Origin of the sequence: Microbacterium sp. SGAir0570 (genome assembly GCF_005491085.2) — a bacterium.
Lineage (GTDB): Bacteria > Actinomycetota > Actinomycetes > Actinomycetales > Microbacteriaceae > Microbacterium > Microbacterium arborescens.
Genome location: NZ_CP027929.1, coordinates 755,748 through 779,669, shown reverse-complemented (window position 1 = coordinate 779,669; position 23,922 = coordinate 755,748). Strand labels below are relative to the sequence as shown.

At 70.7% G+C, this 23,922-nt stretch carries 21 protein-coding genes; 9 read left to right on the top strand and 12 right to left on the bottom strand.

Annotation, left to right across the window (positions count from 1 at the left end; all coding sequences use genetic code 11):
- Positions 1-39: 39 nt before the first annotated feature.
- From aztD to aztB, 4 genes are read right to left on the bottom strand one after another with little or no spacing between them, the layout of a single operon-like run.
- Entirely contained in the window at positions 40-1,224 is a 1,185-nt protein-coding gene (gene aztD, locus C1N74_RS03570; protein ID WP_103841188.1) for a zinc metallochaperone AztD, read from the bottom strand.
- A gap of 29 nt (positions 1,225-1,253) precedes the next feature.
- Positions 1,254-2,156, bottom strand: coding sequence for a metal ABC transporter substrate-binding protein (locus C1N74_RS03565; protein WP_137749986.1), 903 nt, complete (start codon positions 2,154-2,156; stop codon positions 1,254-1,256).
- Positions 2,153-3,400, bottom strand: a complete 1,248-nt coding sequence (locus C1N74_RS03560) for a hypothetical protein (protein WP_137749985.1) — start codon at positions 3,398-3,400, stop codon at positions 2,153-2,155. Before C1N74_RS03560 ends, C1N74_RS03565 begins: the two co-directional genes overlap by 4 nt.
- Positions 3,397-4,278, bottom strand: a complete 882-nt coding sequence (aztB, locus tag C1N74_RS03555; protein ID WP_137749984.1) for a zinc ABC transporter permease AztB — start codon at positions 4,276-4,278, stop codon at positions 3,397-3,399. The genes C1N74_RS03560 and aztB overlap by 4 nt, the downstream gene beginning before the upstream one ends.
- Positions 4,279-4,332: 54 nt before the next feature.
- Here aztB and aztA point away from each other — a divergent pair, with 54 nt between their 5' ends.
- Together aztA and pgi are read left to right on the top strand one after the other, a co-directional pair.
- A complete protein-coding gene (gene aztA / locus C1N74_RS03550; RefSeq protein ID WP_258317998.1) occupies positions 4,333-5,052 on the top strand; it encodes a zinc ABC transporter ATP-binding protein AztA in 720 nt (239 codons plus the stop codon).
- The gene (pgi, locus tag C1N74_RS03545; protein WP_137749983.1) at positions 5,049-6,734 is read left to right on the top strand and encodes a glucose-6-phosphate isomerase; all 1,686 of its coding nucleotides are present in this window, start codon (positions 5,049-5,051) and stop codon (positions 6,732-6,734) included. The genes aztA and pgi overlap by 4 nt, the downstream gene beginning before the upstream one ends.
- 98 nt (positions 6,735-6,832) lie before the next feature.
- Here the strand turns inward: pgi and C1N74_RS03540 are convergent, their stop codons facing one another.
- The gene (locus C1N74_RS03540) at positions 6,833-7,387 is read right to left on the bottom strand and encodes a helix-turn-helix domain-containing protein (RefSeq protein WP_023952305.1); all 555 of its coding nucleotides are present in this window, start codon (positions 7,385-7,387) and stop codon (positions 6,833-6,835) included.
- Between the two features lie 65 nt (positions 7,388-7,452).
- On the opposite strand from C1N74_RS03540, the gene C1N74_RS03535 reads away from it, so the two are divergent.
- Positions 7,453-9,123 carry a bifunctional NAD(P)/FAD-dependent oxidoreductase/class I SAM-dependent methyltransferase gene (locus tag C1N74_RS03535; protein WP_137749982.1) on the top strand — a complete coding sequence of 557 codons (1,671 nt, stop codon included), beginning with the start codon at positions 7,453-7,455 and terminating at the stop codon, positions 9,121-9,123.
- Between the two features lie 106 nt (positions 9,124-9,229).
- Here C1N74_RS03535 and C1N74_RS03530 read toward each other — a convergent pair whose 3' ends face one another.
- The 4 genes from C1N74_RS03530 to C1N74_RS03515 all read right to left on the bottom strand — a co-directional run bounded on the left by C1N74_RS03530 (position 9,230) and on the right by C1N74_RS03515 (position 14,160).
- A complete protein-coding gene (locus C1N74_RS03530) occupies positions 9,230-11,335 on the bottom strand; it encodes a glucose PTS transporter subunit IIA (protein ID WP_137749981.1) in 2,106 nt (701 codons plus the stop codon).
- Between the two features lie 88 nt (positions 11,336-11,423).
- Entirely contained in the window at positions 11,424-12,923 is a 1,500-nt protein-coding gene (locus tag C1N74_RS03525) for a PepSY domain-containing protein (protein ID WP_137749980.1), read from the bottom strand.
- A gap of 81 nt (positions 12,924-13,004) precedes the next feature.
- A complete protein-coding gene (locus C1N74_RS03520) occupies positions 13,005-13,649 on the bottom strand; it encodes a hypothetical protein (protein ID WP_137749979.1) in 645 nt (214 codons plus the stop codon).
- A 37-nt stretch (positions 13,650-13,686) separates the two neighbouring features.
- On the bottom strand, positions 13,687-14,160 hold the full coding sequence (locus tag C1N74_RS03515) for an S-ribosylhomocysteine lyase (protein ID WP_023952312.1): 474 nt from the start codon (positions 14,158-14,160) through the stop codon (positions 13,687-13,689).
- Positions 14,161-14,390: 230 nt separating this feature from the next.
- Between C1N74_RS03515 and C1N74_RS03510 the strand changes: the two genes are divergently transcribed.
- The 4 genes from C1N74_RS03510 to C1N74_RS03495 all read left to right on the top strand — a co-directional run bounded on the left by C1N74_RS03510 (position 14,391) and on the right by C1N74_RS03495 (position 18,623).
- Positions 14,391-15,413, top strand: a complete 1,023-nt coding sequence (locus C1N74_RS03510) for a lytic transglycosylase domain-containing protein (RefSeq protein WP_258317997.1) — start codon at positions 14,391-14,393, stop codon at positions 15,411-15,413.
- Between the two features lie 355 nt (positions 15,414-15,768).
- The gene (locus tag C1N74_RS03505; protein ID WP_137749978.1) at positions 15,769-16,203 is read left to right on the top strand and encodes a VOC family protein; all 435 of its coding nucleotides are present in this window, start codon (positions 15,769-15,771) and stop codon (positions 16,201-16,203) included.
- Between the two features lie 23 nt (positions 16,204-16,226).
- On the top strand, positions 16,227-17,465 hold the full coding sequence (locus C1N74_RS03500) for an amidohydrolase (protein WP_036304663.1): 1,239 nt from the start codon (positions 16,227-16,229) through the stop codon (positions 17,463-17,465).
- Between the two features lie 93 nt (positions 17,466-17,558).
- Positions 17,559-18,623, top strand: a complete 1,065-nt coding sequence (locus C1N74_RS03495; protein WP_103841200.1) for a sodium:calcium antiporter — start codon at positions 17,559-17,561, stop codon at positions 18,621-18,623.
- Positions 18,624-18,663: 40 nt separating this feature from the next.
- Here C1N74_RS03495 and C1N74_RS03490 read toward each other — a convergent pair whose 3' ends face one another.
- On the bottom strand, positions 18,664-18,996 hold the full coding sequence (locus tag C1N74_RS03490; RefSeq protein WP_088380439.1) for a hypothetical protein: 333 nt from the start codon (positions 18,994-18,996) through the stop codon (positions 18,664-18,666).
- Positions 18,997-19,282: 286 nt separating this feature from the next.
- Positions 19,283-21,082 carry a DUF2207 domain-containing protein gene (locus tag C1N74_RS03485; RefSeq protein ID WP_258317996.1) on the bottom strand — a complete coding sequence of 600 codons (1,800 nt, stop codon included), beginning with the start codon at positions 21,080-21,082 and terminating at the stop codon, positions 19,283-19,285.
- A gap of 35 nt (positions 21,083-21,117) precedes the next feature.
- Here C1N74_RS03485 and C1N74_RS03480 point away from each other — a divergent pair, with 35 nt between their 5' ends.
- Together C1N74_RS03480 and C1N74_RS03475 are read left to right on the top strand one after the other, a co-directional pair.
- Positions 21,118-21,549, top strand: coding sequence for a MarR family winged helix-turn-helix transcriptional regulator (locus tag C1N74_RS03480; RefSeq protein ID WP_064956135.1), 432 nt, complete (start codon positions 21,118-21,120; stop codon positions 21,547-21,549).
- Between the two features lie 167 nt (positions 21,550-21,716).
- Complete coding sequence (locus tag C1N74_RS03475) at positions 21,717-23,153, top strand: HNH endonuclease signature motif containing protein (protein WP_237049204.1); 1,437 nt, start codon at positions 21,717-21,719, stop codon at positions 23,151-23,153.
- Positions 23,154-23,366: 213 nt separating this feature from the next.
- Here C1N74_RS03475 and C1N74_RS03470 read toward each other — a convergent pair whose 3' ends face one another.
- A complete protein-coding gene (locus C1N74_RS03470) occupies positions 23,367-23,792 on the bottom strand; it encodes an Hsp20/alpha crystallin family protein (protein ID WP_071918483.1) in 426 nt (141 codons plus the stop codon).
- Positions 23,793-23,922 lie beyond the last annotated feature (130 nt).

Sequence of the window (23,922 nt, the reverse complement as noted above, 5' to 3'; positions counted from 1 at the left end):
CCGCCCCGGTGACCGGAGCGGATGCGGCGGCGCGGCGCGTCAGGAGACGGCGGCGATCTCGTTGGGAACGTGCGGCAGCTTCACGGTCTGCACGATCTCGCCCGTCGTGAGGTCGACAGCGACGAGTTCGCTGTCCGCCGGGTCGGTGACGTAGGCGATGTCGCCCGCGACCTTGACGGCCGGGTGCGGAGCCTGCCACTCGGCCGGACCCTCCCACGGGTCGACCACGGGCAGGGACTTCGTGATGCCCCCCGTGGCGGGATCGATCCAGTGCAGCGATCCGTCGGTGCCGATCAGCACGGCCTCGCCGGCCGGCCCGCGCGCGATGCCGCGGAAGGTGTACTCGACGCCGGCGGGCAGCGCGACCTTGGTCAGCGACTTCGCCTCGGTGTCGACGAGGGCGATGTTGCGCAGCAGGTAGCCCTCGGCGTCGGGGTCGTCCTTGTAGTCCATGACGACGAGCGGGCTGTCCTCGGCGACGAAGGCGTTGCCGATGCGGCCGTAGGAGTCGGGCGAGGTGACCTTGGTGATCTCTCCGCCGTCGTAGATGATCGCGCCGTTCTCGCAGCCGAACACGACGCGCTCGCCTTCGGCGGTGCCCTCACCGTGGACGCCCGGGCAGTCGGCGTTGGACGCGACCTCGGCGCCGTCCGCATCGAGCACGCGGATGCCGGTGCGCCCGGCCTCTCCGCCGACGGTGGTCAGCAGTGTGCCGTCCTCGAGCTCGACCGAGACGCCGTGGTGCGCTTCGACGCCGGGGATCACCTCGGCGTCGGGCAGCGTGCCGTCGAGCTGTGCGAGGTCGGCGGTGTCGAAGATCGTCGTGTCGCTCGTCGCGTCGTCGTAGAGCACGGTCTTGCCGCCGTGAACGACGACGTGTCCGGCGGCGGCCGCCGGGACGACGAGGTCGGTGAGCTCAGGCTGCTGAACGTCGAGCAGCTGGAAGCCCTCCGACGTGGTGACCATGACGTGACGGCCGTCACCGGCCGAGTTGAGCCGGATGAAGTCCTCGGAGTCGAAGTCTCCGATCACCTCGAGCTCCTCGCCGCCGAGGACGAGCACGCCGCCCTCGTAGCCGAGCGCGACGCGCGGACCGGCGGGCGCGGACGCCTCGGCCGACGCGTCGCCCGACGGGCTGGACGTCGCGGCGGGCGAGGACGAGCATCCCGCCAGCACCAGGGCTGCGGCGCCGGCGAGGGCGCCGAACTGCAGGGTTCTCTTCATGGGGTGGGTTTCCTTTCCAGGGAAATGCCTCATCGGGTGAGGCCGTCGGTGATGCGCTGGAGGTTCTGGCGCATCATGTCGAGGTAGGTGTCTCCGGGTTGCCCCTCCGGGGCGAGCGACTCGGTCAGCAGCGGCACGACGGACACGTCGCGCCCCGCCTCGTCGGCGAGGACGCGCATGAGCCGGTCCGGCTGCGACGAGTCGGCGAAGATGGTGCGGACGCCGGCCGCATCGATCGCATCGACGAGCTCCCGCAGGTCGGAGGCGCTGGGGGCCGCGAGGGTCGTCCCGCCTGGGACGGCCGCGCCGAGGATACGCACGTCGTAACGGCGCGCGAGGTAGCCGAACACGTGATGGTTGGTGACGAGGGCCCGGTGCTCGGCGGGGATGGCCTCCAGGCCGGCGGCCATCTCGGCGTCGACCGTCTCCAGTTCCGCGGCGTATTCGTCGGCGGCATCCGTCACGTTCCGTCCGCCGTCACCGGCGAGGTCGGCGAGGACCGGGGCGAGTGCGTCGACGACACGGACGGTCTGGGTCGGATCGGTCCAGAAGTGCGGGTCGACGGCGTCGGAGTCGAGGTACCCGAGGGTCTCGACGTGGTCACCTGCGACGAACTGAGCCACGCCGTCGGCGGCAGATGCGTCGACGTGGTGCTGCACGCCCTCTTCGAGCCCGAGACCGTTCGAGACGACGAGGTCTGCGCTGCGCATCGCCGCCGCGTCCTGGGCCGAGAGCTCGAACGAGTGCGGATCGGCGTCTCGCGGCATGAAGGTGACGACGTCGAGTTCGTCGCCGGCGAGATTCTGCACGATGTCGCCCAGGATGTTGGTCGTCACGACGACGGTCGGGCGGTCGCTTCCGCCCGCCGAGCAGCCGGCGAGCGAGACCGCTCCGGCGAGGAAGAGGCCGAGAGCCAGCGCGACCCGCTTCATCGGCCCGTCTCCGCGAAGAGAGCGGGCGCATGCTCGGTCGGGAAACTCCGAGCCACCCGGCCGCCGTCAGCGGGATCGAGCTCGAACAGCGTTCGCTCCGCCGGCCCGTTGAGGTAGGTGCGACGCTGATCCGCGACGAGGTCGACGCCTGCCATGAGCGCGGGGTCGGCGACGGACGCCGCCACCAGCGGTTCCGTGCGCGAGAGCTGCCCTCCCGTGGCACCGGAGATGACGATCACCGAGCCGTCGGCGGCGAGTGCGACCACGGTGTCGTCGGCGTCGTCGACCGCCGTCACGCGGACGATGGGCTCGCCGGCGTCGTGTGCCGTCCACGACCGCTCGCGGGTGTCGAGCAGCCAGAACGCCGACGACTCGGTTCGACCGGCCACGGTGGGCCGGCCCTCGCGGTTGGCGAACGACAGGGCGCGGCTCGGCCCGCCCTCGGGATACGGGACGCGCTCGAGAGTCGTTCCCGCGGCATCCGAGACGGCGAGCACAGCACCGTCGGCGCAGCCGACGACGACGCCCACATTGGTCGTGATGGACCCGGCCGGCTCGGTGCAGGGCGTGGTGTCGAGTTCCGTCCCCGAGGCGTCGACACGGCGGATCTCGCCCGCGCGCGCATCGGCGATGAGCGCTCCCCCGGGGATCGGCGCGACGAGGGAGCCGGGGGCATCGAGGTCGAGGCGGAAGCTCTCGACGATGTCGCCCTTCTTCAGCGCGTCGAAGTCGAGCAGCACGGCCTCGCCGCTGCGGTCGTCGCCGTGGTCGCCGCCGTCGAAGTAGACGCCGACCCCGAGGTCGCTGGTCACGGTTCGCGGTGCGCCGGGCCCCCCGAGCTCGCCGAGGATGCGGGACGGAGCCTCGTAGTAGTGGAAGTGGTCGATGTGGTCCCAGGTCCACACGCCGCTGTCGATGATCGACACCTCGCCCTCGCGGCCCGCGAAGAGGAAGCGTCCCTCGCTGTCGAGGGTGTCGGCGGGAGCGATCTCGCCGAGGAGCTCGGACTGCTCGTCGATCAGGTCGAGGTGGTGCACGGCACCGTCGGTTCCGATGCTGGTGAGGTGCAGCGCGGGCTCGGCGAGCTCGCGCGCTCCGGCGATGGCGCCGTGCCCGTCGCCGAGTGCTGTGGCATCGGCGTCGGGAGTCTCGGCGGCCGAGTCCGAGGGAGTGGCCTGGCAGCCGGCGAGGAGGGCTGCACCGGCCGTGAGAGCGATGAGCGAGAGAGGTGCACGAGTTCTCATGCGGTCCTTTCCGGGGTGTTCGGGATGACGGATGACGGCGCGCGGCGTCCGTCCGGGCGGGTCGGAATGCGGATGAGGGCGCGGATGCCGGTCGAGATGGCCCCCGAGCAGATCGCGGTGAAGGCGACGGTGGCCCCGGCGGCGGTGGCGGCGTGCCACGAGACGAGGAGGCCGACGGCGACGGACAGGGTGCCGATGACAGCGGCGAGCATCATCGTGGGGACGATGCGCCGGGTCCACTGGCCGGCCGCGACGGCGGGCCCGAGGAGCATGCCCACCACCAGGAGAGAGCCGACCGCCTGGTAGGCCGAGACCACTGCGAGCGTGACGAGCCCGACGAGGACGATGTGGGCGGCACGGGGCCGGAGACCGAGCAGCTGCGCCTGACGCGGGTCGACGGTCAGCGCGACGAATGACCGGTGCCCGAGCGCCGCGACGGCGACGGTGACGGCGAGGGCGGCCGCGAGGGCGACGAGATCAGCCGACCCGATGGCGAGGATGTCGCCGAAGAGGATCGCGGAGGCATCGGTTGCGAAGCTGCGCGAGGCCGAGATGACGATGATTCCGAGCGAGAGGCTCGCGACGAACAACAGGCCGATGCTCGTGTCGGCGGAAAGACGGCCGCGCCGCTGCAACGCGCCGACACCCAGCGACATCGCTGCCGCGCTGACGGCGGCGCCGGCCATCGGCGGGAAGCCCGTGAGGGTGGCGACGGCCACCCCGGGGAGCATGCCGTGCGCCATCGCCTCGCCGAGGAACGCCATGCCGCGCAGCACGACCCACGTACCGACGATGCCGCAGACGACCGCGACGAGCGTGCCGCCGAGCAGCGCGCGCTGGACGAACGTGACGGCGAAGGGGTCGAAGAGGAGGGACACGGTCGACGACCTTACATGAAAGTGAGAACCGTTTTCATTTGCAATACTGAGTCGATGCCCAGCTTCAGCCCCGCTCCCGTCGCCCGCGGCCCGGTCGTCGCCCTGCGTGAGGTGACCGTCGCCTTCGACGGACACCTCGCCCTCCGCGGGGTGGATCTCGACCTGATGGGCGGTGAGCTCCTCGCGATCGTGGGGGCCAACGGCTCGGGGAAGTCGACGCTCATCGCCATCGCGGCCGGACTCCTCGCCCCCACCTCGGGAACGGTGCGCCGGGACCCCGGCATCCGCGTCGGTCTCGTGCCGCAGACCTCGAACGACGGCGCCCGCCTGCCGCTGACCGTGGCCGACCTGGTCGCGATGGGGCGCTGGCGCGAGCGCGGACCGTTCCTGCCACTGCGCCGCCACGACCGCGCACGCGTCGCCGAGGCGATCGAGACCGTCGGGCTCACGCCGCTCGCCCGGCGGCCGCTCGGACTGCTTTCGGGCGGCCAGCGCCAGCGCGCGCACATCGCGCAGGCTCTCGCCCAGGACGCCGACCTGCTGCTGCTCGACGAACCGATGAGCGGACTGGATGCGGCATCCCGCGACGCCGTGGCATCCGCTCTGGCCGCCGTGGCGCGCACGGGCACGGCCGTCGTCGCCGTCACGCACGATCTGGCCGAGCTCGGCGAGGTCGACGCCGTCTGCCGGCTCGTCGACGGGCGCGTGGTCGAGACTTCTCCCGCCGCGCCGCGTGGACGCGGACACGGCGGCGCGGCTACCGTGAGAGCGTGACCGCTGCTCCCATCGATGCCACCACCACCGCCGCCTGGAACGACCTCGAGTCGCTGAAGAACGGCTTCACCCCCGACCTCCGCGGCTGGTTCGACAGCGACCCCGGACGCGTCGAGCGTCTGAGCCTGCCGCTGGCCGACCTGCACGTCGACCTGTCGAAGAACCTCGTCACCGACGAGATCGTCGCCGCCCTCGTGCGCCTGGCCGAGCAGACCGGCGTCGCCGAGCGCTACGCCGCCATGGTCTCGGGCGAGCACATCAACACCAGCGAAGACCGCGCCGTGCTCCACACGGCGCTGCGACGACCCGCGGACGCCTCACCAGAGCTCGTCGTCGACGGGCAGGACATCGACGCCGACGTGCAGGCCGTGCTCGAGAAGATGTCGGCGTTCGCCGATCGGGTTCGCTCCGGCGAATGGACCGGCATCACCGGCAAGAAGGTGACCCACGTCGTCAACATCGGCATCGGCGGCTCCGACCTCGGGCCGGTCATGATCTCCGAGGCCCTCCGACCCTATGCCACGGCCGGTATCCAGGCACGGTTCGTGTCGAACATCGACCCGTTCGACATCGCGAACAAGACCGCCGACCTCGACCCCGAGACGACGCTGTTCATCGTCGCGTCGAAGACCTTCACGACCCTCGAGACCCTCACCAACGCGCGCCTCGCCCGCGACTGGCTGTGGGCCGGGCTGCAGGAGGCCGGTGCGATCGACGACAGCGAGGCGCAGAAGACGGATGCCGTCGCGCACCACTTCGTCGCCGTCTCGACCGCGCTCGAGAAGGTCGAGGCCTTCGGCATCGACCCGGCCAACGCGTTCGGATTCTGGGACTGGGTCGGCGGCCGCTACTCCGTCGACTCGGCGATCGGCCTGTCGCTCGTGATCGAGCTCGGCCCCGACGCGTTCCGCGAGCTGCTCGCCGGCTTCCACGCGGTCGACGAGCACGTCGCATCCACCCCGCTCGAGAAGAACGTGCCCGTTCTCATGGGCCTGCTCAACGTCTGGTACACCAACTTCCTCGGCGCCCAGACGCACGCCGTGCTGCCCTACGCACAGCAGCTGCACCGCTTCGCGGCCTACCTGCAGCAGCTCACGATGGAGTCGAACGGCAAGTCGGTCCGCTGGGACGGCACCCCCGTCACCTCCGACACCGGCGAGGTCTTCTGGGGCGAGCCCGGCACCAACGGCCAGCACGCGTTCTACCAGCTCATCCACCAGGGCACGCGGCTGATCCCCGCCGACTTCATCGCCTTCGTCAACCCGGCCCATCCGCTCACCGACGGCGGGCGCGACGTGCACGGACTGTTCCTGGCGAACTTCCTGGCCCAGACGAAGGCGCTCGCCTTCGGCAAGACCGCCGAGGAGGTCGAGGCCGAGGGCACGACCGGAGCGCTCGTCGCCGCACGCACGTTCGCGGGCAACCGTCCGACGACGTCGATCTTCGCGCCCGCGCTGACGCCCAAGGTGCTCGGCGAGCTCATCGCGCTCTATGAGCACATCACGTTCACGCAGGGCACGATCTGGGGCATCAACTCGTTCGACCAGTGGGGCGTCGAGCTCGGCAAGCAGCTCGCCCTGCAGATCGCGCCCGCGATCGAGGGCGACGCCGACGCGCTCGCCGCGCAGGATGCCTCGACCCAGGCTCTCCTCGCCTACTACCGCACCCACCGCCACTCCTGACGCCCCCTTTCTCTCTCCCCGTCGACTCGCCAGAGAACGCGGATGCCGGGGCGCCGGCATCCGCAGTTCTCGGCGAGTCGACGGGTAACGGGGCGGGGTCAGGAGGGGGTCGTCAGGGTGTGCATGCGCTCGCCGGCGGCGTTGAAGATGCTGATGACCTCGGCGGGGCGCGTCCCGACCGCGCTGATGGAATGCGGCGTGCGCGTGTCGAACTCCGCCGCCTCGCCCCGCGAGAGGATGAGCTCCTGGTCGTCGAGCACGAGCCGGATGCGTCCGCTCAGCACGTAGAACCACTCGAAGCCGTCGTGGACCCGCGGCGACGGCGCCTCAGCTGACGGCGGGAACGTCACCTTGTAGGTCTGCACGGGCGAGGTCTCGCGCGTCAGCGGTGCGACGACATGGCCGTGCCGCATGGTCGCGGGCCGACGCACCCGGGGATCGGGATGCTCGGCGGGCACGAGGTCGTCGATGCGGATGCCGAGCTGCCGCGTGAGCGGGACGAGAAGCTCGAGGTTCGCCTGACGCTTGCCCGATTCGAGCCGCGAGAGCGTGCTCGTCGACATGCCCGCCCGCTCCGCGAGCTCGTCGAGGGTGAGCCCGCGTTCCTGCCGCGCCGCACGCAGGCGTGGGCCGATCTGATCCAATCCGGTCATGGGTCGAGTTTGCCATTTCTGCAAACGGGTTTGCCAGCGTGCATTCGAAACCGGATGCTGTGGACATGCAGAACCTCGATCAGGACGTCGTCATCGTCGGTGCCGGACCCGCCGGCCTCAGCGCCGCGCAGATGCTCGGGCGGGCTCGCCGCCGCACCCTCATGCTCGACTCGGACTCCCCGCGCAATCGTTTCGCGGAGCACATGCACGCCGTCGTCGGTTTCGACGGCACCTCGCCCTCCGAGCTCCGCCGGCGCGGTCGAGAAGAGGCGGAGCGCTACGGCGTCGCCTTCCGTTCGGCGCGCGTCGCATCGGTGACCGAGATCGACGGCGGCCTCGAGGTCGTCCTCGCCGGAAGCACCGAGCGGATCACGACGCGAGCGCTTCTCGTCGCGACCGGCGTCTCCGACCGCATGCCCGACGTGCCCGGGCTCGCCGAGCGCTGGGGGCGGACCGTGCTGCACTGCCCCTACTGCCACGGCTGGGAGGTGCGCGATCGCCGGATCGGCGTGCTCGCGACGTCGCCGATGAGCCTGCACCAGATCGAGCTCGTACGGCAGTGGAGCCCCGACGTCGTGGCGTTCACAGCGGCAGCGGGTGACCTCGGCGACGACGTCCGGGAGCGGCTCCGTGCCCGCGGCATCCGCACCGTCGCGTCGCCCGTGGTCGCCGTCACCGGCCCGGCGGAAGCGGCGGACGACGCCGACGACGCGGCGATCGGCGATGTCGTGACCGCCGACGGGCAGCGCGTGGCGATCGACGCCATCTTCACCGGCGGACACCTCGAGCCTCACGACGGCTTCCTCGCGGGGCTCGACCTCGCCCGCTCCGACGGACCGGTCGGGTCGTTCATCGCGGTCGACGCGGCGGGGGCGACGAGCCACCCCCTCGTGTGGGCCGCCGGCAACGTCGTCGCACCGATGGCGAACGTGCCCCTGTCGATGGGCGCCGGGTCGATGGCCGGCGCAGCGGTCAACGCCGCTCTCGTCGCGCTCGACGCCGCGGCAGCTGTGGAGCGCCGCCGCGGTCATGCCGCCGACTGGGAGGCGCGATACGCCGAGACGGACCGGGTCTGGTCGGGCCGCGTGAACGAGACGACCTCGACGGTGATCGCCGAGCTCGAGGCGGCGGGCTCGCTCGCTCCGACCACCGCTCTCGATCTGGGGTGCGGCGAGGGCGGTGACGCGCTGTGGCTCGCCTCGCGCGGGTGGTCGGTGACGGGGGTCGACCTCTCGCCGACGGCGGTCGCGCGCGCCCGGGCCGCCGCCCGGAACGCTCAGCTCGACGCGACCTTCGTCGCGGGCGAGATCGACGCGGCGGAGCTCGGGGAGTTCGACCTCGTGACGACGAGCTTCCTGCACTCGTGGGACCCGGAGTTCTCCCGCATCCCGCTCCTGCGCGCCGCCCTCCGCCACGTCGCCCCGGGCGGGCGCCTGCTCGTCGTGTCGCACGCCGGCGGACCGCCGCGCGGGCCCGAGGACGGCGAACCGCACGAGCATCCTCCGTTCGCGACGCCCGCCGAGGAGCGCGCCGCGCTCGAGCTCGACCCCGCCGAGTGGATCGTCGAGCGCGAGGAGGTCGTCGAGCGCCGGGAGATCCACGAGCGCCGGGCCCCCGTCGCTTCCTCGCCCGCCGCTTCCTCGCGCGCCGCGTCCGCCCCCGCGGCGTCCTCGCGCGCCGCATCCCGTCCCCCGCATCTGCTCGACGGCGTCCTCCTCCTCCGCCGCCTCCCCTGACCCCGCAGCACAAAACGTCGACTCGCCAGAATCTGCGGATGCCGGAAGCCCGGCATCCGCGATTCGTGGCGAGTCGACGTGTGGGGAGGGATGGAGGGAGCGGGGGCTACTTCTCCAGGATCAGGAGAGGGGCGCCGGCGGTCGTGGAGCCGAGGCCCACGGGGTCGACCGTCGCGAAGGCGTCGCCGTTGAGGACGATCACCGGCGTGATCAGCGGGTAGCCCGCCTTCTCGATCACGGCACGGTCGAACGTCACGAGGGGCGTGCCCTGCTCGACGCGGTCGCCGGCCTTGACGTGGACCTCGAAGCCCTCGCCCTTCAGGTTGACGGTGTCGATGCCGACGTGGATGAGCAGTTCGGCCCCGTTGTCGAGCTGGAGGCCGAACGCGTGACCGGTCGGCTGAGCCGCCGCGACGGTTCCGGCACCGGGCGAGACGACGGTGTTCCCCGTCGGCTCGATCGCGACACCCGGACCCATGACGCCGCCGCCGAAGACCGGGTCGGGCACCTCGGAGAGGGCGACGACCGTGCCGTCGAGAGGCGACGCGATCTCGAAGGCCGCCGACACCTCGTCGGTGGCGCCGGGCTTGTCGAGGGTCGCGGTGGCGGTTCCCGGAGCGGTCTGCGCGGGGGTCGCCGTCGACGAGCCCGAGGCCGAGCCCGAGGCCGCAGCCGCAGCAGGCGCTGCCGCAGCACCGGCAGCCGTCGCGCCGGCCTTCGCCTCGGCCTTGTCGCGCTGCGCCTCGAACTCGGCGCGCTGCTCGGGCGTGCGGTAGTCGCTGATGATGACGAGGGCCATCGCGACGACGAACGCCGCGAGCACGGCGATGCCGTAGAGGACGACCGAGTCGAAGGCGGGGATCGTCAGGAGCGACGTGAACACGAACGCCTGCGTCTTGACGCCACCTCCGATGCCGATGATGAGACCACCGACGAGGCATCCGACCAGCATCCGGGGGTAGATGCGCTTGAAGCGCAGGTGGATGCCGTAGAGCGAGGGTTCCGAGATGCCGCCGAGCAGACCGGCCGCGAGGGCTCCCGTCGCCGTCTGCCGCATCTGCTTGTCACGGGCACGCCACGAGATCCACAGCACGCCGGCGGTCGCGCCGAAGCAGGCGAAGTTCCACGCACCCATGGGGCCCTGGATGAAGTCGTAGCCGAGGTTCTGGATGTTCAGCAGCATGATCGCGTTGATCGGCCAGTGCAGGCCGAGCGGAACCATGAAGGGGTATGCGAGCGGGATGACGACCGCGAAGATGAACGGCGAGAAGTCGTTGATCGAGCTCAGCAGGTTCGCGAGACCGGCACCCGCGTACACACCGATGGGTCCGATGAGGAACGCCGTGAGCGGGATCATGATCAGCATCGCCAGGAAGGGGACGAAGATCAGCTGGATGTTTTCGGGGATGACCTTGCGCAGCCCCTTCCAGAGCAGCCCGAGCGCACCCGCCATGAGCAGCGGCGGGAACACCTGCGAGCTGTAGTCGAAGATCGTCAGCGGCAGACCGAAGACCGAGACGGTCGTGATGTCCGAACCGAGGAAGTTGATCTGCTGCGCGCCCTCCTGGGTCGCGAGGCCCGAGAACTGCGGCAGCATCACGACGGCCATGATCGCGAAGCCGACCCACGGGTCGGCCCCGACCTTCTTGGCCGCGTTGTAGGCGACCATGAGCGGCAGGAAGATGAAGACGCACTGCCACATCAGGTTGACGAACTGCCACGAGGGGTCGAGGACGACGCCCGGGGCGTTCCAGGCCGGGATGACCCCGAGCGTCGCCATCAGCGCCATGAAGGTGATGAACAGCGATGCGCCCAGCAGTGCGCCGAGGATCGGGCGGAACGAGTCCGACAGGAACTCGAACAGGGAGTCGAGCCAGGCGACCTTGCCGCGCGGGCCCTTCGCGCGCTCGCGCGCCTTGACCGAGTCGATGTCGTCCTCGTCGACAGCGCCACCGCCGGCACCCGACATCGAGGGGAGCGCGTTGATGTCGTTGTAGACGTTCTGGACGGCTCCGCCGATGACGACCTGGTACCGGTTCCCGGCCTGCGGAACGGCGCCCATGACGCCGGGGATGGCCTCGACCGTCGACTGATCGACGTTCGACGAATCACGCAGTTGGAAACGCAGGCGCGTGGCGCAGTGCGTCAGACTCTCGATGTTTCCCGGACCGCCGACTGCGTCGACGATCGATTCAGCGGGGCTTGTCGCCATGGCTTCTCTCCTGTTCTCCGACGGGTGGCCGGAGTTCTTCGCCCGGAACTTTACCCTGAGAATTCGCCGGGAACGAGGGGTTGACCTGTCATGGCCTGACCACACTCGTTTCCGCTCCCCCGGAGGAAGATCTCCGCGCGCGACGGGCGCGGAATCCCTGCACGACCGCGTCGGCGATCACGAAGGCCGCGAGCGGCAGTCCGACGAGGGGAAGGAAGTACCCGATGCCGATCGCGACGGCCGCCACGAGCGCGACACCCCATACCGGCGCGTTCGGAAGGGCCTCGCCGGGGACCGTGCCCATCCGGCGAGCGGGGTCGCGGGTGGGCCGACGCTTCCACCACATCAGGTATCCGAACACGACCATCGTCGCGATCCCTGCGGCGACCACGAAGAGGATGAGCTGGTTCACGATCCCGAACATCGACCCCATATGGAGGTCGACCGCCCACCGCGCGAGCTTCGCCATGAACGGGTAGTCCGCGAAGTCGACCCGGTCCACGACCGCGAGCGTGTCGCCGTCGATCGCGACACCGTCGACCTCCGTCGGGAAGCTGCGCTGGATCTCTTGGACGACCCACGCCTGCCCCGCAGCCGAGGGCGGCCGGATCTCGATGAGGCCGACGTTCACGTTCTCGGTGCGCGCGACCGCGAGCACGTCGTCGAACGTGTCGGGCGACACCGCGGCCGTCGGCGCCGCGACGACGCCGTGGTCCGCGTGCGCGCCCGCGGCGGCGGGGCCGTCGTCGCCGAGCGCCGTCGACAACGTCGGGTTCTGCCACGAGAGCGCGGCCCGGAGTGTCGATACGTTCGCGCCGCCGTAGGTCGACCACGTGATACCCGAGGCCGAGAGGAAGAGCGCCCCGACGACGAGCCACACCCCGAGCGACGCATGCCATCCGAAGAGGCGCCGATACCCGGTGGCACCGCGCTTCGGGCGGAGCAGGTCCTTCTTCACGCGCGCCCTGCGCAGCCGCACGACCCAGAGCGCGAGTCCCGCGACGACGACGATGCCGAGCCACGACGCGGCGAACTCGCTGTAGAGGCGGCCCGGCTCGCCGAGGTGGAGGTTGCGGTGCAGGTCGCTGACCCATGCGCGCAGCGGCAGCGCACCGCTCGTGCCGTAGACCGTCAGGTCGCCACGGATATCCCCCGTGCCCGGGTCAACGAAGACGGCGCGCGTCTCGCTCGGCCCGAGCCCGTCCTGGGCGAACATGACGCGCGTGGTGTCGCCCGCCGCGGGCGCGGGCCGGACGGCCGCCAGCGAGGCGGCGTCGCCGATGTACCCCTCCGCGATGCGCACCTGGTCGCCGATCGAGAGCGTCGCCTCGGTGACCGGCGCGCTGAGCTCGTGGGCGTAGACGACGCGCTCGAGCTGCGGCGTCACGACGTAGATCGCCCCGCTGACCGCGGCGATCAGGATGAAGGGGCCGACCAGGATGCCGGCGAAGAAGTGGATGCGCAGCAGCAGCGGCATCACCCACGCGCGCGGTCGCCGCGGCGGGGCGTGTTCGCGGGACGGGGTGGCGGACGCGCCGCCGGGGTCGGGGGCGCCGCCGGTGGGCGTGCGCGACTCGGTGATGGACATGAGACTCCTCGGTCGTCGGGGTGCCGGCACGCGAAGCAACGTCAGCGCGCACGGCGGATCGCCCCGACGGGCGCCGGGGCGTCAGAGAGCGAGGAGAACGGGAGGACCGCGCCGCGCGGGCGCCGCGACGAGGGCGCGCCGTCGGGGCATGCGGACGCTCGACACGATCGGGCGCACCCGCAGCGGGTTCGGGGCCGGCGGAACAGCATCCCGCGCCGCCGAGCGCAGACGCACGGCGATGCGCCGGGCGAGCCCGAGGAGCGCGGAGAGCAGTCGCTCGCCGCGGTGCAGGAGAAGTGTGGTCGCGACGGCGGCCAGGACGTGGGCGCCGATCATCGCGGCATCCGGTGCCACCGCGGCGAGCGCGCCCGGCGCGGACAGGGATGCCGGGAGCGACATATGTCCCGCATGCAGGCTCATCGGCGTCGTCTGGCTCGCTCCGGCCGTCGAAACCCCCGCTGATCCTGCCAGTGGCACGACGCCGAGCGCGAACATGACGTGGAAGAGCACCTGAGCCGCGGTGACCGCCGCTCCGAGCCGCACCGCGGAGAGCCGACGCCCGACGACGACGAGGCTCACCACCAGCGACAGTGCCCACGGCAGGGCGGCTCCCAGCGCCGAAGGCGGCTCACCTCCCGCCGCCACATGCGACAGCAGAGCGACGAACGTGGCCAGCGTCGCGGACGCGCCGGCTCTCAGCGCGCGCTGGTGGCGAGGGGAGGTCACGTCGCGGTGCTCGGTCGGCCGGTCGGTCGCGGGGTCGTCAGACCCCGACGCGGGAGAAGGCGTCGAGGCTGATGCCCTGATCGAGCACGGTCTTCGACCACTCGCGGGCCGAGTGCAGGGAATGGTCGCGGTAGTTGCCGCACTCGAGGGCGGAGACGCCCGGGATATCGGCCTCGACCGCTTCGTCGGCGATGAAGCGCAGGCTCCCGGTCAGGGCGGCGACGACGTCGGCGACCTCGGGCTCGCCCCACATCAGCAGGTGGAAGCCGGTGCGGCATCCGAAGGGCGAGATGTCGATGACGCCGTCGATGCGGTCGCGGAGAAGGCCCGCGAGCATGTGCTCGATGGTGTGGATGCCGGCGGTCGGGATCTCGCCCGCGTTGGGCTGCACGAATCGCACGTCGAAGTTCGTGATGGTGCCGCCGCCGGGGCCGTGCTCGACGCCGATCCGCCGCACGTACGGGGCGAGCACGGCGGTGTGGTCCAACGTGAAGCTCTCGATCTCGGCCATGATTTCCTCCCTCGGCACGGACGATCGGACGGCCGAAACGGCCCGTCGTTCCGGCCAGATTAACCCGCCGGGCCACCGGGTCGGCCCGCCTCCGCTCTCAGGTTACGTCCAGGGGCTGTCCGGGACTCGTCCAGACTCACCCCGCAGACTCGGGGAGTTTTGTGCGTCCGCCCGAGACGCCCGCCGCCTGCCGCGGTGCCCGCAAACATCGAAGGACCGCCCCTGTTCGCATGACTTCTTCGTCAAGCCAGCCCACCCGCCGCGACCTGCGGCGTTCCACCACCTCCGCCTCCAGCTCGGCATCCCGCCGCTTCGTCCGCCCCGCTGCCCTCACTCTCGGGCTGGCCCTGGGCCTGACCGCGGTGGTGGGAACGACGGCCTCTGCCGCACTGCCCACGGCATCGGGTCCCGCTCCCGTCATGCAGCGCGCCGCGCTCGTCACCGCCGCGGCCACCTCGACCTCGAAGCCGCTGAGCGCGATCGAGCAGGCCACGAGCGACGCCGTCGCCGCGGCCGAGGCATCCGTCGTGGACGCCGCCACGGTGACCGGCGATGTGTCGGCGGCGGCGCTCCCCATCGAGGGCGACACGACGATCGACACGTCGCAGCTGCGCGAGCGCATCGAGGGCCTGAAGGACACCGACGTCATCCCGACGCTGCTCCTGCCCGACCTGACCGACAAGCTGACCGACGCGACCGACGATGTGCAGGCCGAGACGGCCGACCTCCGCGGACGTCTCGAGGCCGCACAGGCGCAGAAGGCCGCCGAAGAGGAAGCCGCGCGGATCGCCGCCGAAGAGGCTGCGGCCGCCGAGGCAGCCGCGAAGGCGAAGGCCGAGGAGGAAGCCGCTGCGGCCGCTGCCGCGCAGCGTTCGAACAGCTCGCGCTCGTCGTCCTCGTCGTCGTCCGCCCCCGCCGCTTCGGCCGTCGCCTCGACCGGAGACAACTCCCCCGGCGCCGCGCAGCAGGCCGCGAGCAACATGCTCGGCGAGTTCGGCTGGGGCCAGGACCAGTTCTCGTGCCTCGTCTCGCTGTGGAACAAGGAGTCGGGCTGGAACTACCAGGCCTACAACAGCGGCAGCGGTGCATACGGCATCCCGCAGGCGCTTCCCGGCAGCAAGATGGCTTCGGCCGGTGGCGACTGGCAGACCAGCGCCGTCACCCAGGTTCGCTGGGGCCTCGGCTACATCTCCGGCCGCTACGGCTCGCCCTGCGGCGCATGGGGCCACTCGCAGTCGACCGGCTGGTACTGATCTCTGCCAGTTCACGAAAGCGCACGTTCGCACGGTCCGCTCACGCGGAAACCGTGCGGACGTGCGCTTTCGCCGTGTGCGGGCTCGGGATGCCGGGTCAGTCCTCGTCGACCGGGTCTTCGGCCGTGGGCTCGAGTGTCGGGGCTTCCTCGATCGGGTCGATGGGCATCTCACCCGGTGCGACGAAGGGCACGTTCCCATTGAGGCTCATAGTGGTTCCTCCCTGTAGTTCGTGAACCGCTCAAGATACGGCGACGCCTCACCGCCGTCAGCCCCGTTGCCTCGCCGCGACGCCGGGTGTACTCGCCCCGTGTCGGTGGTCGGGGGTACCGTCGGTCGCGACGAGGAGGTCACTATGAACACGCTCGGCAACATCACCTTCTACGCAGACAACCCACGCGCGCTCTCGCATTTCTGGGCCGATGTCTTCGGCTATCCGCGCCTCGACTGGCCCGACGACATGCGCCGACAACAGCTCGATGCCGGCCTGACCGATGACGACCTCGACCACCGAGGGCTCGCGGAAGATCCCGAGGGCCGCGGGCCTCGCCTGTACTTCCACCACGCTGACGGCGCGAAGCGGGGGCGCAACCGCCTGCATATCGACGTGTCGGTCGCACCGGCCGACGGTGCTCGCCGCGCAACGGCCGAGGCCCTGGATGCCGAGAAGGATCGCCTGGTCGCGCTGGGGGCGAGTGTCGTCCGGCTGGTGGAACAGCAGTGGGGTGCGTGGCCCGAGCGGTATTGGCAGATGCGAGACCCCGAGGGCAACGAGTTCTGCCTCCAGTGATCGTCCGGCATAGGGTCGGAGACATGGCCCCCCGCATCCTCGCCGTCGTGAACGGCCGCATCGTCCCCGTGTCCGCACCCGCCATCGAGGGCGGGACGGTGATCGTCACCGATGGCGTGATCACCGCCGTGGGCGGCGCCGAGACGCCCGTTCCCGAGGGCGCGGAGGTCGTGGATGCCGCGGGACGCTGGGTCCTGCCCGGGTTCGTCGAGGCCCACGGCCACCTCGGCGTCCACGAGGACGGTGAGGGATGGTCGGGCAACGACACCAACGAGATGACCGACCCCAACGGCGCCCGCTTCCGCGCGCTCGACGGCATCGACATCGACGAGGTCGGGTTCCGCGACGCACTGCGCGGCGGTGTCACCTCCGTCGTCATCAAGCCGGGTTCGGGCAACCCGATCGGCGGGCGCACCGTCGCCATCAAGACCTGGGGCGGACGCACCGTCGACGAGCAGGTGATCGCCGAGAACGTGTCGGTGAAGTCGGCCCTCGGCGAGAACCCCAAGCGCGTGTACGGCGACAAGAAGCAGACCCCCTCCACCCGGCTGGGTGTCGCCTCCGTCCTGCGAGACGCCTTCGTCGGCGCGCAGAACTACGTCGCCAAGCGGGATGCCGCGGCAGCCAAGGGCGAGCCGTTCGAGCGCGATCTCGGCAAGGAGACGCTCGCCGAGGTGCTCGACGGCACGCTGCTGTGGGACCAGCACAGCCACCGGCACGACGACATCGTCACCGCGATCCGTCTGGCCGAGGAGTTCGGTTACCGGCTCGTCGTGAACCACGGCACCGAGGGGCACAAGATCGCCGACGTCCTGGCCGAGAAGGGCATCCCCGTCATCTTCGGGCCCATGCTCACCTCGCGCTCGAAGGTCGAGCTGCGCGACCGGGCGATCGGTGCTCTCGCCCTCATCGCCGCGGCGGGCGTCACAGTCGCGATCACGACCGATCACCCCGTGGTGCCGATCGACCAGATCCGGCTGCAGGCGATCCTCGCGGTGCGCGAGGGACTCCCGGCGGATGTCGCGCTGCAGGCGCTGACCACCAACCCCGCCAGCATCCTGCGCCTCGACGACCGCGTCGGCGCCCTCGAGGCCGGCCGCGACGGCGACCTCGTCCTGTGGTCGGGCGACCCGCTCGCCGTGGAGTCGCGCGTCGAGCACGTGGTCATCGGCGGAACCACGGTGCTCGAGACGACCGACGACGGCGACGTGCACATCGTCGAGCGGTGGGAGCGGTTCGGCCGGTCGAGCTGGCTCCGCTGAGCCGGATCCGGAACCGGTCCCGGGTCCTGAGCCGGTTCCGGGGGCGAACGCAAGCGGTACACGCACCCGCCTGATCGGGTGTGCACTGAGGGGATGTCGAACCTGCCCCTCTGGCTGCTCCTCCTGGTGTTCGCCGCTGCCGCCGCCGTCGTGTGGGTCGCCGGCATCCAGCTCTCGAAGTCGACCGACGTCCTCGACGCGCGCTGGCACATCGGCAGCGCGTTCGGCGGACTGATCGTGCTCGCCGTGGCGACCAACCTCCCCGAGATCGCCATCACGGTCAGCGCCGCCGTCTCGGGCAATCTCGAGGTCGCCGTGGGCAACATCCTCGGCGGCATCGCCCTGCAGACCGTGGTGCTGGTGATCCTCGACCTGTTCGGCAAGCGCGGGCACGGGGTCAGACCGCTGACCTATCGCGCAGCATCCCTCGTCCTCGTGCTCGAGGCCGTGATCGTGGTCGCCGTGCTCGCCGTCGTCATGGCGGGGAGCCAGCTACCCGGTGATCTCGTCGTGGCCCGCCTCACCCCCGACGTCGTGCTCATCGCGGCGCTGTGGCTCGCGGGGCTCTTCCTCGTGCAGCGCGCCGGGAAGCACCTTCCCTGGCATGAGAACGGCACATCGCCCGGTGCGAGCGAGCACCGGCCGGGGCACCGGCGCGCGAAGCCGCAGCATCCGCATCACGCGATGAGCACCCGCGCGGTCGTCGCGATCTTCGCCGTCTCGGCGCTCGCGACGCTCGGAGCCGGTGTCGTGCTCGAACGGGTCGGCGACGCCATCGCCGACGAGATCGGCCTGTCGGGGGTCCTGTTCGGAGCGACCGTCCTCGCACTGGCGACCGCGCTGCCGGAGATCTCCACGGGGCTGCAGGCCATCCGCCAGGGCGATGACAATCTCGCGATGAGCGACATCTTCGGCGGCAATGCGTTCCTGCCCGTGCTGTTCCTCGTGGCCACCCTGATCTCGGGCCAGGCCGTACTGCCGCAGGCGAATGGAGCTGACATCTACCTCACCGCGCTGGCCGCGCTGCTGACGCTCGTCTACGTCGTCGGACTCATCTTCCGGCCCGCGAAGCGCGTGGCCGGGATGGGCGTCGATTCACTGGTCGTGCTCGTCCTCTACGCTGCCGGGGTGGCAGGGCTCTTCGCCGTCGCGGGCTGATCCGGCCGCAGGGTGAGCCCGCAGCCGCAGGGTGTGCGGGTCAGACCTCGTCCGAGCGTGGCGACCGCACCGACCATCCGACCCGCCGCAGGGCATCGGCCAGTCGTGCGGCCTCGGTCGCCGCGACATCCCATGACACGTCCGAGCACACGTCGACCGCCAGCGGGGGCGGGTCGGCGAACTTGGGGATCTGCACCTCGGCCCACACATCCCGCCCCAGTCCCACGCGCGGGAACGCGGTGCCTGCGTTCTCGATGACGCCATCCGACACGAAAGCGATCGTCTCGAGAGCGTCCGGCTTCGCGATCGGCAGGTCGACGACGAGCGTGACCACGAAGGGTCCGCTGGCGGTGTCTCGGCCGTGGGCGTGCACGCGCTCATCCTGACAGACCCACGGCACTGCGAAGGCCGAAAACCGGATGCCGCCGAGGTGGCGCCTCGGCGTTTCCGATGATTACGAAGAGATAACGGAAAACCCTTGCTCGTCGTTACCTCGTCGTTATAGAGTGCTCGCACGGTAGCTGTTTTGCTGTGGCAGCCACCGGCATGTGATTGCAGGAAACTCTTGGTGCAAAGGGACGAGGGCCCGACCGAATGCCTCTTCGGTCGGGCCCTCAACTGCGTCCGTGGGTCGCGCGCCGGCCGCGGATGACGAGCGCTCAGGCGCCGCCGCCACCACCTCCGCCGCCTCCCCCGCCGGCCGATCCGCCGCCGCTGGAGCCACCCGACGTCGACGACGACGAGGACGCGGCCGACGAGAGCGTGCCGATGCCCGCGGAGAAGGACGAGGCGTCGAAGGCACCCGAGCCGGAGTACCAGATCGGCGCACTCACACCCGCTGCGGCGTAGGCCGCCGTCAGGTGCTCGGCCCACTCCTTCTCGCGGCCGAACAGCACGGCGTACGGCAGCAGACGCTCGTAGATCCGCAGGACCTCGCGGGGGTCGTCCGTCGCGACCGGTTCGCGCTCGGCGCCCGTCGGCGACTGCAGCATCCGGATGCGGTCGGCCTCGGCCCACCGGATGAAGAGGTCGAGCCCGAGCAGGTGATCACGAACCTCCGCGCCCGCGGCCGACAACGGATCGCCGGCGACCGCGAACACGACCACGATGAACGACGCCCCCGCCAGCACGATGCCGATGATGGGCAGCGCCGGGTGGACGTATGCGCTCAGCGCGAGCGCCCCGAACAGGATCACCAGTCCCGCCGCGATCGCCCAGGCGGCGACGGGCCAGCCGCGCACTCCCCTCGGCACCGGCTTGTACATGTCGCGCCCGCGGAGGCTGTCCTTCGCCATCTTCAGCGCCCGCTGGGACTCGGACGACAGCCGCGTGTCAGAGGTCCCGAAACGGTAGACCTCACCGCGTCGGTGATTCGGGAACATGCCGCGCAGGAGCCTGCGCCCGTTCTCGTCGGCGGCCCGGGGATCGACGAGCTCCGCCTGCAGCTTCGCGCGCCCCCAGCGGCGGTGGCCGTCGTCGACGATGCGGATGGAACCGAGGAGCGCGAGCTCGAGGATCTCGGCCGGAATCGCCTTCGAGGTCTTCTGCAGCAGCACCGCCGCATCGAGTGCGTCGATGCGGCGCGGCGGTGCATACTCCGCGATGACCGTCGGACGCCCCGGATCGTCGCGGAGGTACCGGCGGCGGTTCCGCAGCGCCCAGCCGGTGGCACCGGCGAGGAGCACCGCTGCCCCGGACTGAAGCCACCCCAGAGGCGAAGCCAGGAACCCGGTGTCGTATACCTCGAACGCGCCCTCGTCGAACCCGACGGCGAAGCTGAGCGTCTCGTGCGGTGCGAGGTCGGTCGCCGAGGCGGTGATCGTGGTTCCGTCCGGTGAGGCGATGATCTCGGGACACGGAGTCGTGCTGTCCTGCTCGCCGATGTAGCAGGCCTGACGCCCCGCGAGCGAGGCCGCGAGGACGGGATCGATGTGCAGCGTCGCGGTCACCTCACGGAACGGCTGCTTCCAGTCGGTGCCGTTGACGTCCCAGTAGAACTCCAGCCCGGTGTCGGCGAAGTCCCACACGACGTTTTCGAGGTCGTAGGTGAAGACGAAGGTGTTCCGCCCGTGCAGGTACCCGGGCTCGCGCGTCAGGATGCCGAGCGTGCCGTCCTCGCTGTCGGTGTCGACGGGACGGGCCTGCCCGTTCTCGTCGGTGACGGAGATGAGCTGCGGATGCAGCGGCTGCCCGTTGTAGGTCTCGGGCAGAAGACGGCGCATGCCGCGGTTCTGATCCGACTCGGGGAACTCGGCGACGAAGGTCTCGACGACCCGCATCCGCGCCGTGCCGTCCTCGTCGCGGGTGAGGGTGTAATCGACGGAAAGCGAATCGAAGACGAACGCGTCGACATCGGCGGATTCGTCTTCGGATGCCGCGGCGGGGGCCGTCAGTCCGAAAAGGCCTGTGATCAGCATGAGGACCACGACCGCGAGTGCCGCCCGGGTGCGACGCATCATGCCGACCAGCTTAGGCGGGCAGTAAAGTTGTCGCCATGAGCGATCGTCGTCGTGCCGTGGCAGCGTGGGAGAGCCTGTTCCGCGCGCAGCACGAGATCTTCGACGACATCAGCAACGACTTCGCCGGCGATGAGCTCACGCAAGCCGAGTACGACGTCCTTCTCACGGTCGTGCGCGGCACCGGTCATCGGGCGCGGCTGCGCGATGTCACGGCCAACATGCTCATCAGCCAGCCGAGCGTGTCGCGCCTGGTCGACCGGATGGTCTCGCGCGGCCTCATCACCAAGTGCGGTGACCCCACGGATGGGCGCGGCGCAATGCTCACGGCGACCCCGGAGGGCGTCTCAGCCTTCCGCCGGCTCGCTGCGGCCCACGGTCGCTCCATCGCCGAGCGGATGTCGGTGCTGTCGACCGAGGAGCTGCAGCAGCTCGAGCAGCTGACGACGAAGCTGCGCCGCCTGCCCTGACGCCCGGCGGAGCGGTCGGGCGGCGTCCCGCGGTGTCGTGGGGCGTCGCGCGGTGTCGTGGGGCGTCGTGCGGTGTCGATTCCTCCCCAGGCGGGACGGTGACCCGATGTTCCTTAATCGAACATAGGTCCGACTCACATGTCGCACCTTGCTGGCATCATGGGAACGTGACAGCGAATGGCGTGGGTGGCGAAGTGGGACGCGAGACCCCCACACCGTCGCAGGCGCTCGCTCTCTCGCGGTACGCGGAGGCGCTCGACCTCTCTCACGCCGCTGACATCGCCCGCACTCGGGCGCTGGCCGATCTGGGCCACGCCGCCCTGCACAACGCGCGCCGCGACGGCGTGCGCGGCATGGCGTCGGATATGGAGCTGCGGTCGGTGGCAGCCGAAGCGGCCGGGATGGCCCGGCTGACCGACCGCCGACTGCAGGGTGAGATCGACCACGCGATGACGGTCATCGACGACTACCCCACTGTGTTCGACGCGTGGGTGCAGCGGCGGATCGAACGCGGACACGTGGATCTGGTGGTGCGCGTCGGCGCGGGGGTGCCGGCTGCGATGCGGGATTCGTTCGCGGAGGCCGCGATCGGGGTGTGTGAGCGGGATGTGCCCTCTCGCGTGCGGGGTGCGCTGGAGACCCTGGCGGCCCGGTTGCATACGCAGACGTTCACAGAGCGGCACAAGACCGCGGTCGCGGAACGGTGCGTGCGCGTGTTCCACGGAACCGACGGAATGTCGAACCTCGTCGCCACCCTTCCGACCGTCATCGCCGCCGGGATACTCGACCGGCTCACGCAGATGGGACAGTCGGTGAAGGACGCCCGGGTCGCGGGCACTGGCGGTGCCGGGGCGGGCGGGGCGGATGCCGCTGGCCGGGGCGCCGGCGCGGATGCCGGGGAGAGTTCGGCGGCGGATGCCGCAGAAGCGGGCGAGCCCGCCGATACCCGGACGATGGACCAGCTGCGCGCGGACATCCTGGGCGACCTCGTTCTCGGCGGCGCGCCCGTGGTCGACCCGACCTACGGGACCGACCGGGCCGGTGGGCTGGGGGCGATCCGGGCACGCGTGCAAGTCGCCGTCGCCGCGGAGACACTGATGGGCAAGGACGAGAACCCCGCCGAAGCCGTCGGGGCCGGGCTCGTCGATGCCGACACCGTCCGACGACTCGCCGGGCAGGTCAGCGAATGGGACCGGCTCTTCATCGACCCGGTCATCCGCACACCGGTCGAGATCGACACCTATCGGCCCACCGCATCGATGAAGAAACTCCTGATGGTGCGGGACCAGCACTGCCGGTTCCCCGGATGCCGGCGCGCCGCGATCCGGTGCGAGATCGACCACACGATCGATTACGCCCTTGGCGGCCACACCCACATCTTCAACCTCGCCCACCTCTGCCAAAGACACCACTCGATGAAGCAGTTCACCAAGTGGGAGGTCAGACAGATCGGAGGCGGGGTTCTCGAATGGACCTCGCCCCTCGGCAGGACCTACCGCGAAGACGTTCCCATGCCGGCCGTCTGCTTCACCATCGACACCGCGAGCCCGCCACGGGATGCCGGAAGCGGCGGGCCACCGACGGACGAACCTCCACCGTTCTGAGTTCGGGGCGTGTGCCCGCGCACGTTCCGAGGCCGGGCACGACGGACTCGCGCGCCGTTGGTCAGCGGTGACGCATCGGCTCAGCCGCGACGCATCGGCGCATCCGCGCATCCGCGCATCCGCGACGCATTCGGCACCGACCCGCACGCGAAGGGCGGCCGCCGCCCCCGAGGGAGCTGCGGCCGCCCGTCGTGCGAACGCGGATCTGCGCGATCAGTTCTCGATCGGCACCACCGGCGCGGCTGCGTCGGTCGTGACCTCGACCTTGCGCGGCTTGGCCTTCTCGCTGACCGGGATGGTGACGGTGAGGACGCCGTTGTTGTACGTCGCGGCGATGCCCTCCGTGTCGACGCCCTGACCGAGGTTCAGCTGACGAAGGAAGCTCGCGGCTTCACGCTCGCGCGTGATCCACTTCACTCCGTCGCCGCTGGTGAGCGTGCGCTCGGCGCGGATCGTCAGCAGCTGGCCGTCCACGTCGATGTCGACCGAGCCCGGGTCGATGCCCGGCAGGTCGGCGGTCATCACGTAGTGGTCGCCGTCACGGTAGAGGTCCATCGGCATGCGACGGGGGCCGCGGCGCGTGTCGAAGAGGCTCGAGGCGATGCGGTCGAGGTCGCGGAACGGGTCGTAAGTAGCCATCGATCTTTCCCTTCTCTGATGCTTCATGTTGAGATCTGGAAGTTGAGCCCTGTCGACTCAACTGCATTCAGATTAGCACTCTCCCCCATCGAGTGCCAAGGGTTCTCGCACGGCGAACAGCGCCCCGGAG

Bases quoted from the DNA above. Each gene is read 5' to 3' on its own strand.
- aztD (WP_103841188.1), bottom strand. From the start codon at position 1,224: ATGAAGAGAACCCTGCAGTTCGGCGCCCTCGCCGGCGCCGCAGCCCTG.
- C1N74_RS03565 (WP_137749986.1), bottom strand. From the start codon at position 2,156: ATGAAGCGGGTCGCGCTGGCTCTCGGCCTCTTCCTCGCCGGAGCGGTC.
- C1N74_RS03560 (WP_137749985.1), bottom strand. From the start codon at position 3,400: ATGAGAACTCGTGCACCTCTCTCGCTCATCGCTCTCACGGCCGGTGCA.
- aztA (WP_258317998.1), top strand. From the start codon at position 4,333: ATGCCCAGCTTCAGCCCCGCTCCCGTCGCCCGCGGCCCGGTCGTCGCC.
- C1N74_RS03540 (WP_023952305.1), bottom strand. From the start codon at position 7,387: ATGACCGGATTGGATCAGATCGGCCCACGCCTGCGTGCGGCGCGGCAG.
- C1N74_RS03535 (WP_137749982.1), top strand. From the start codon at position 7,453: ATGCAGAACCTCGATCAGGACGTCGTCATCGTCGGTGCCGGACCCGCC.
- C1N74_RS03530 (WP_137749981.1), bottom strand. From the start codon at position 11,335: ATGGCGACAAGCCCCGCTGAATCGATCGTCGACGCAGTCGGCGGTCCG.
- C1N74_RS03525 (WP_137749980.1), bottom strand. From the start codon at position 12,923: ATGTCCATCACCGAGTCGCGCACGCCCACCGGCGGCGCCCCCGACCCC.
- C1N74_RS03515 (WP_023952312.1), bottom strand. From the start codon at position 14,160: ATGGCCGAGATCGAGAGCTTCACGTTGGACCACACCGCCGTGCTCGCC.
- C1N74_RS03510 (WP_258317997.1), top strand. From the start codon at position 14,391: ATGACTTCTTCGTCAAGCCAGCCCACCCGCCGCGACCTGCGGCGTTCC.
- C1N74_RS03505 (WP_137749978.1), top strand. From the start codon at position 15,769: ATGAACACGCTCGGCAACATCACCTTCTACGCAGACAACCCACGCGCG.
- C1N74_RS03500 (WP_036304663.1), top strand. From the start codon at position 16,227: ATGGCCCCCCGCATCCTCGCCGTCGTGAACGGCCGCATCGTCCCCGTG.
- C1N74_RS03495 (WP_103841200.1), top strand. From the start codon at position 17,559: ATGTCGAACCTGCCCCTCTGGCTGCTCCTCCTGGTGTTCGCCGCTGCC.
- C1N74_RS03485 (WP_258317996.1), bottom strand. From the start codon at position 21,082: ATGATGCGTCGCACCCGGGCGGCACTCGCGGTCGTGGTCCTCATGCTG.
- C1N74_RS03480 (WP_064956135.1), top strand. From the start codon at position 21,118: ATGAGCGATCGTCGTCGTGCCGTGGCAGCGTGGGAGAGCCTGTTCCGC.
- C1N74_RS03470 (WP_071918483.1), bottom strand. From the start codon at position 23,792: ATGGCTACTTACGACCCGTTCCGCGACCTCGACCGCATCGCCTCGAGC.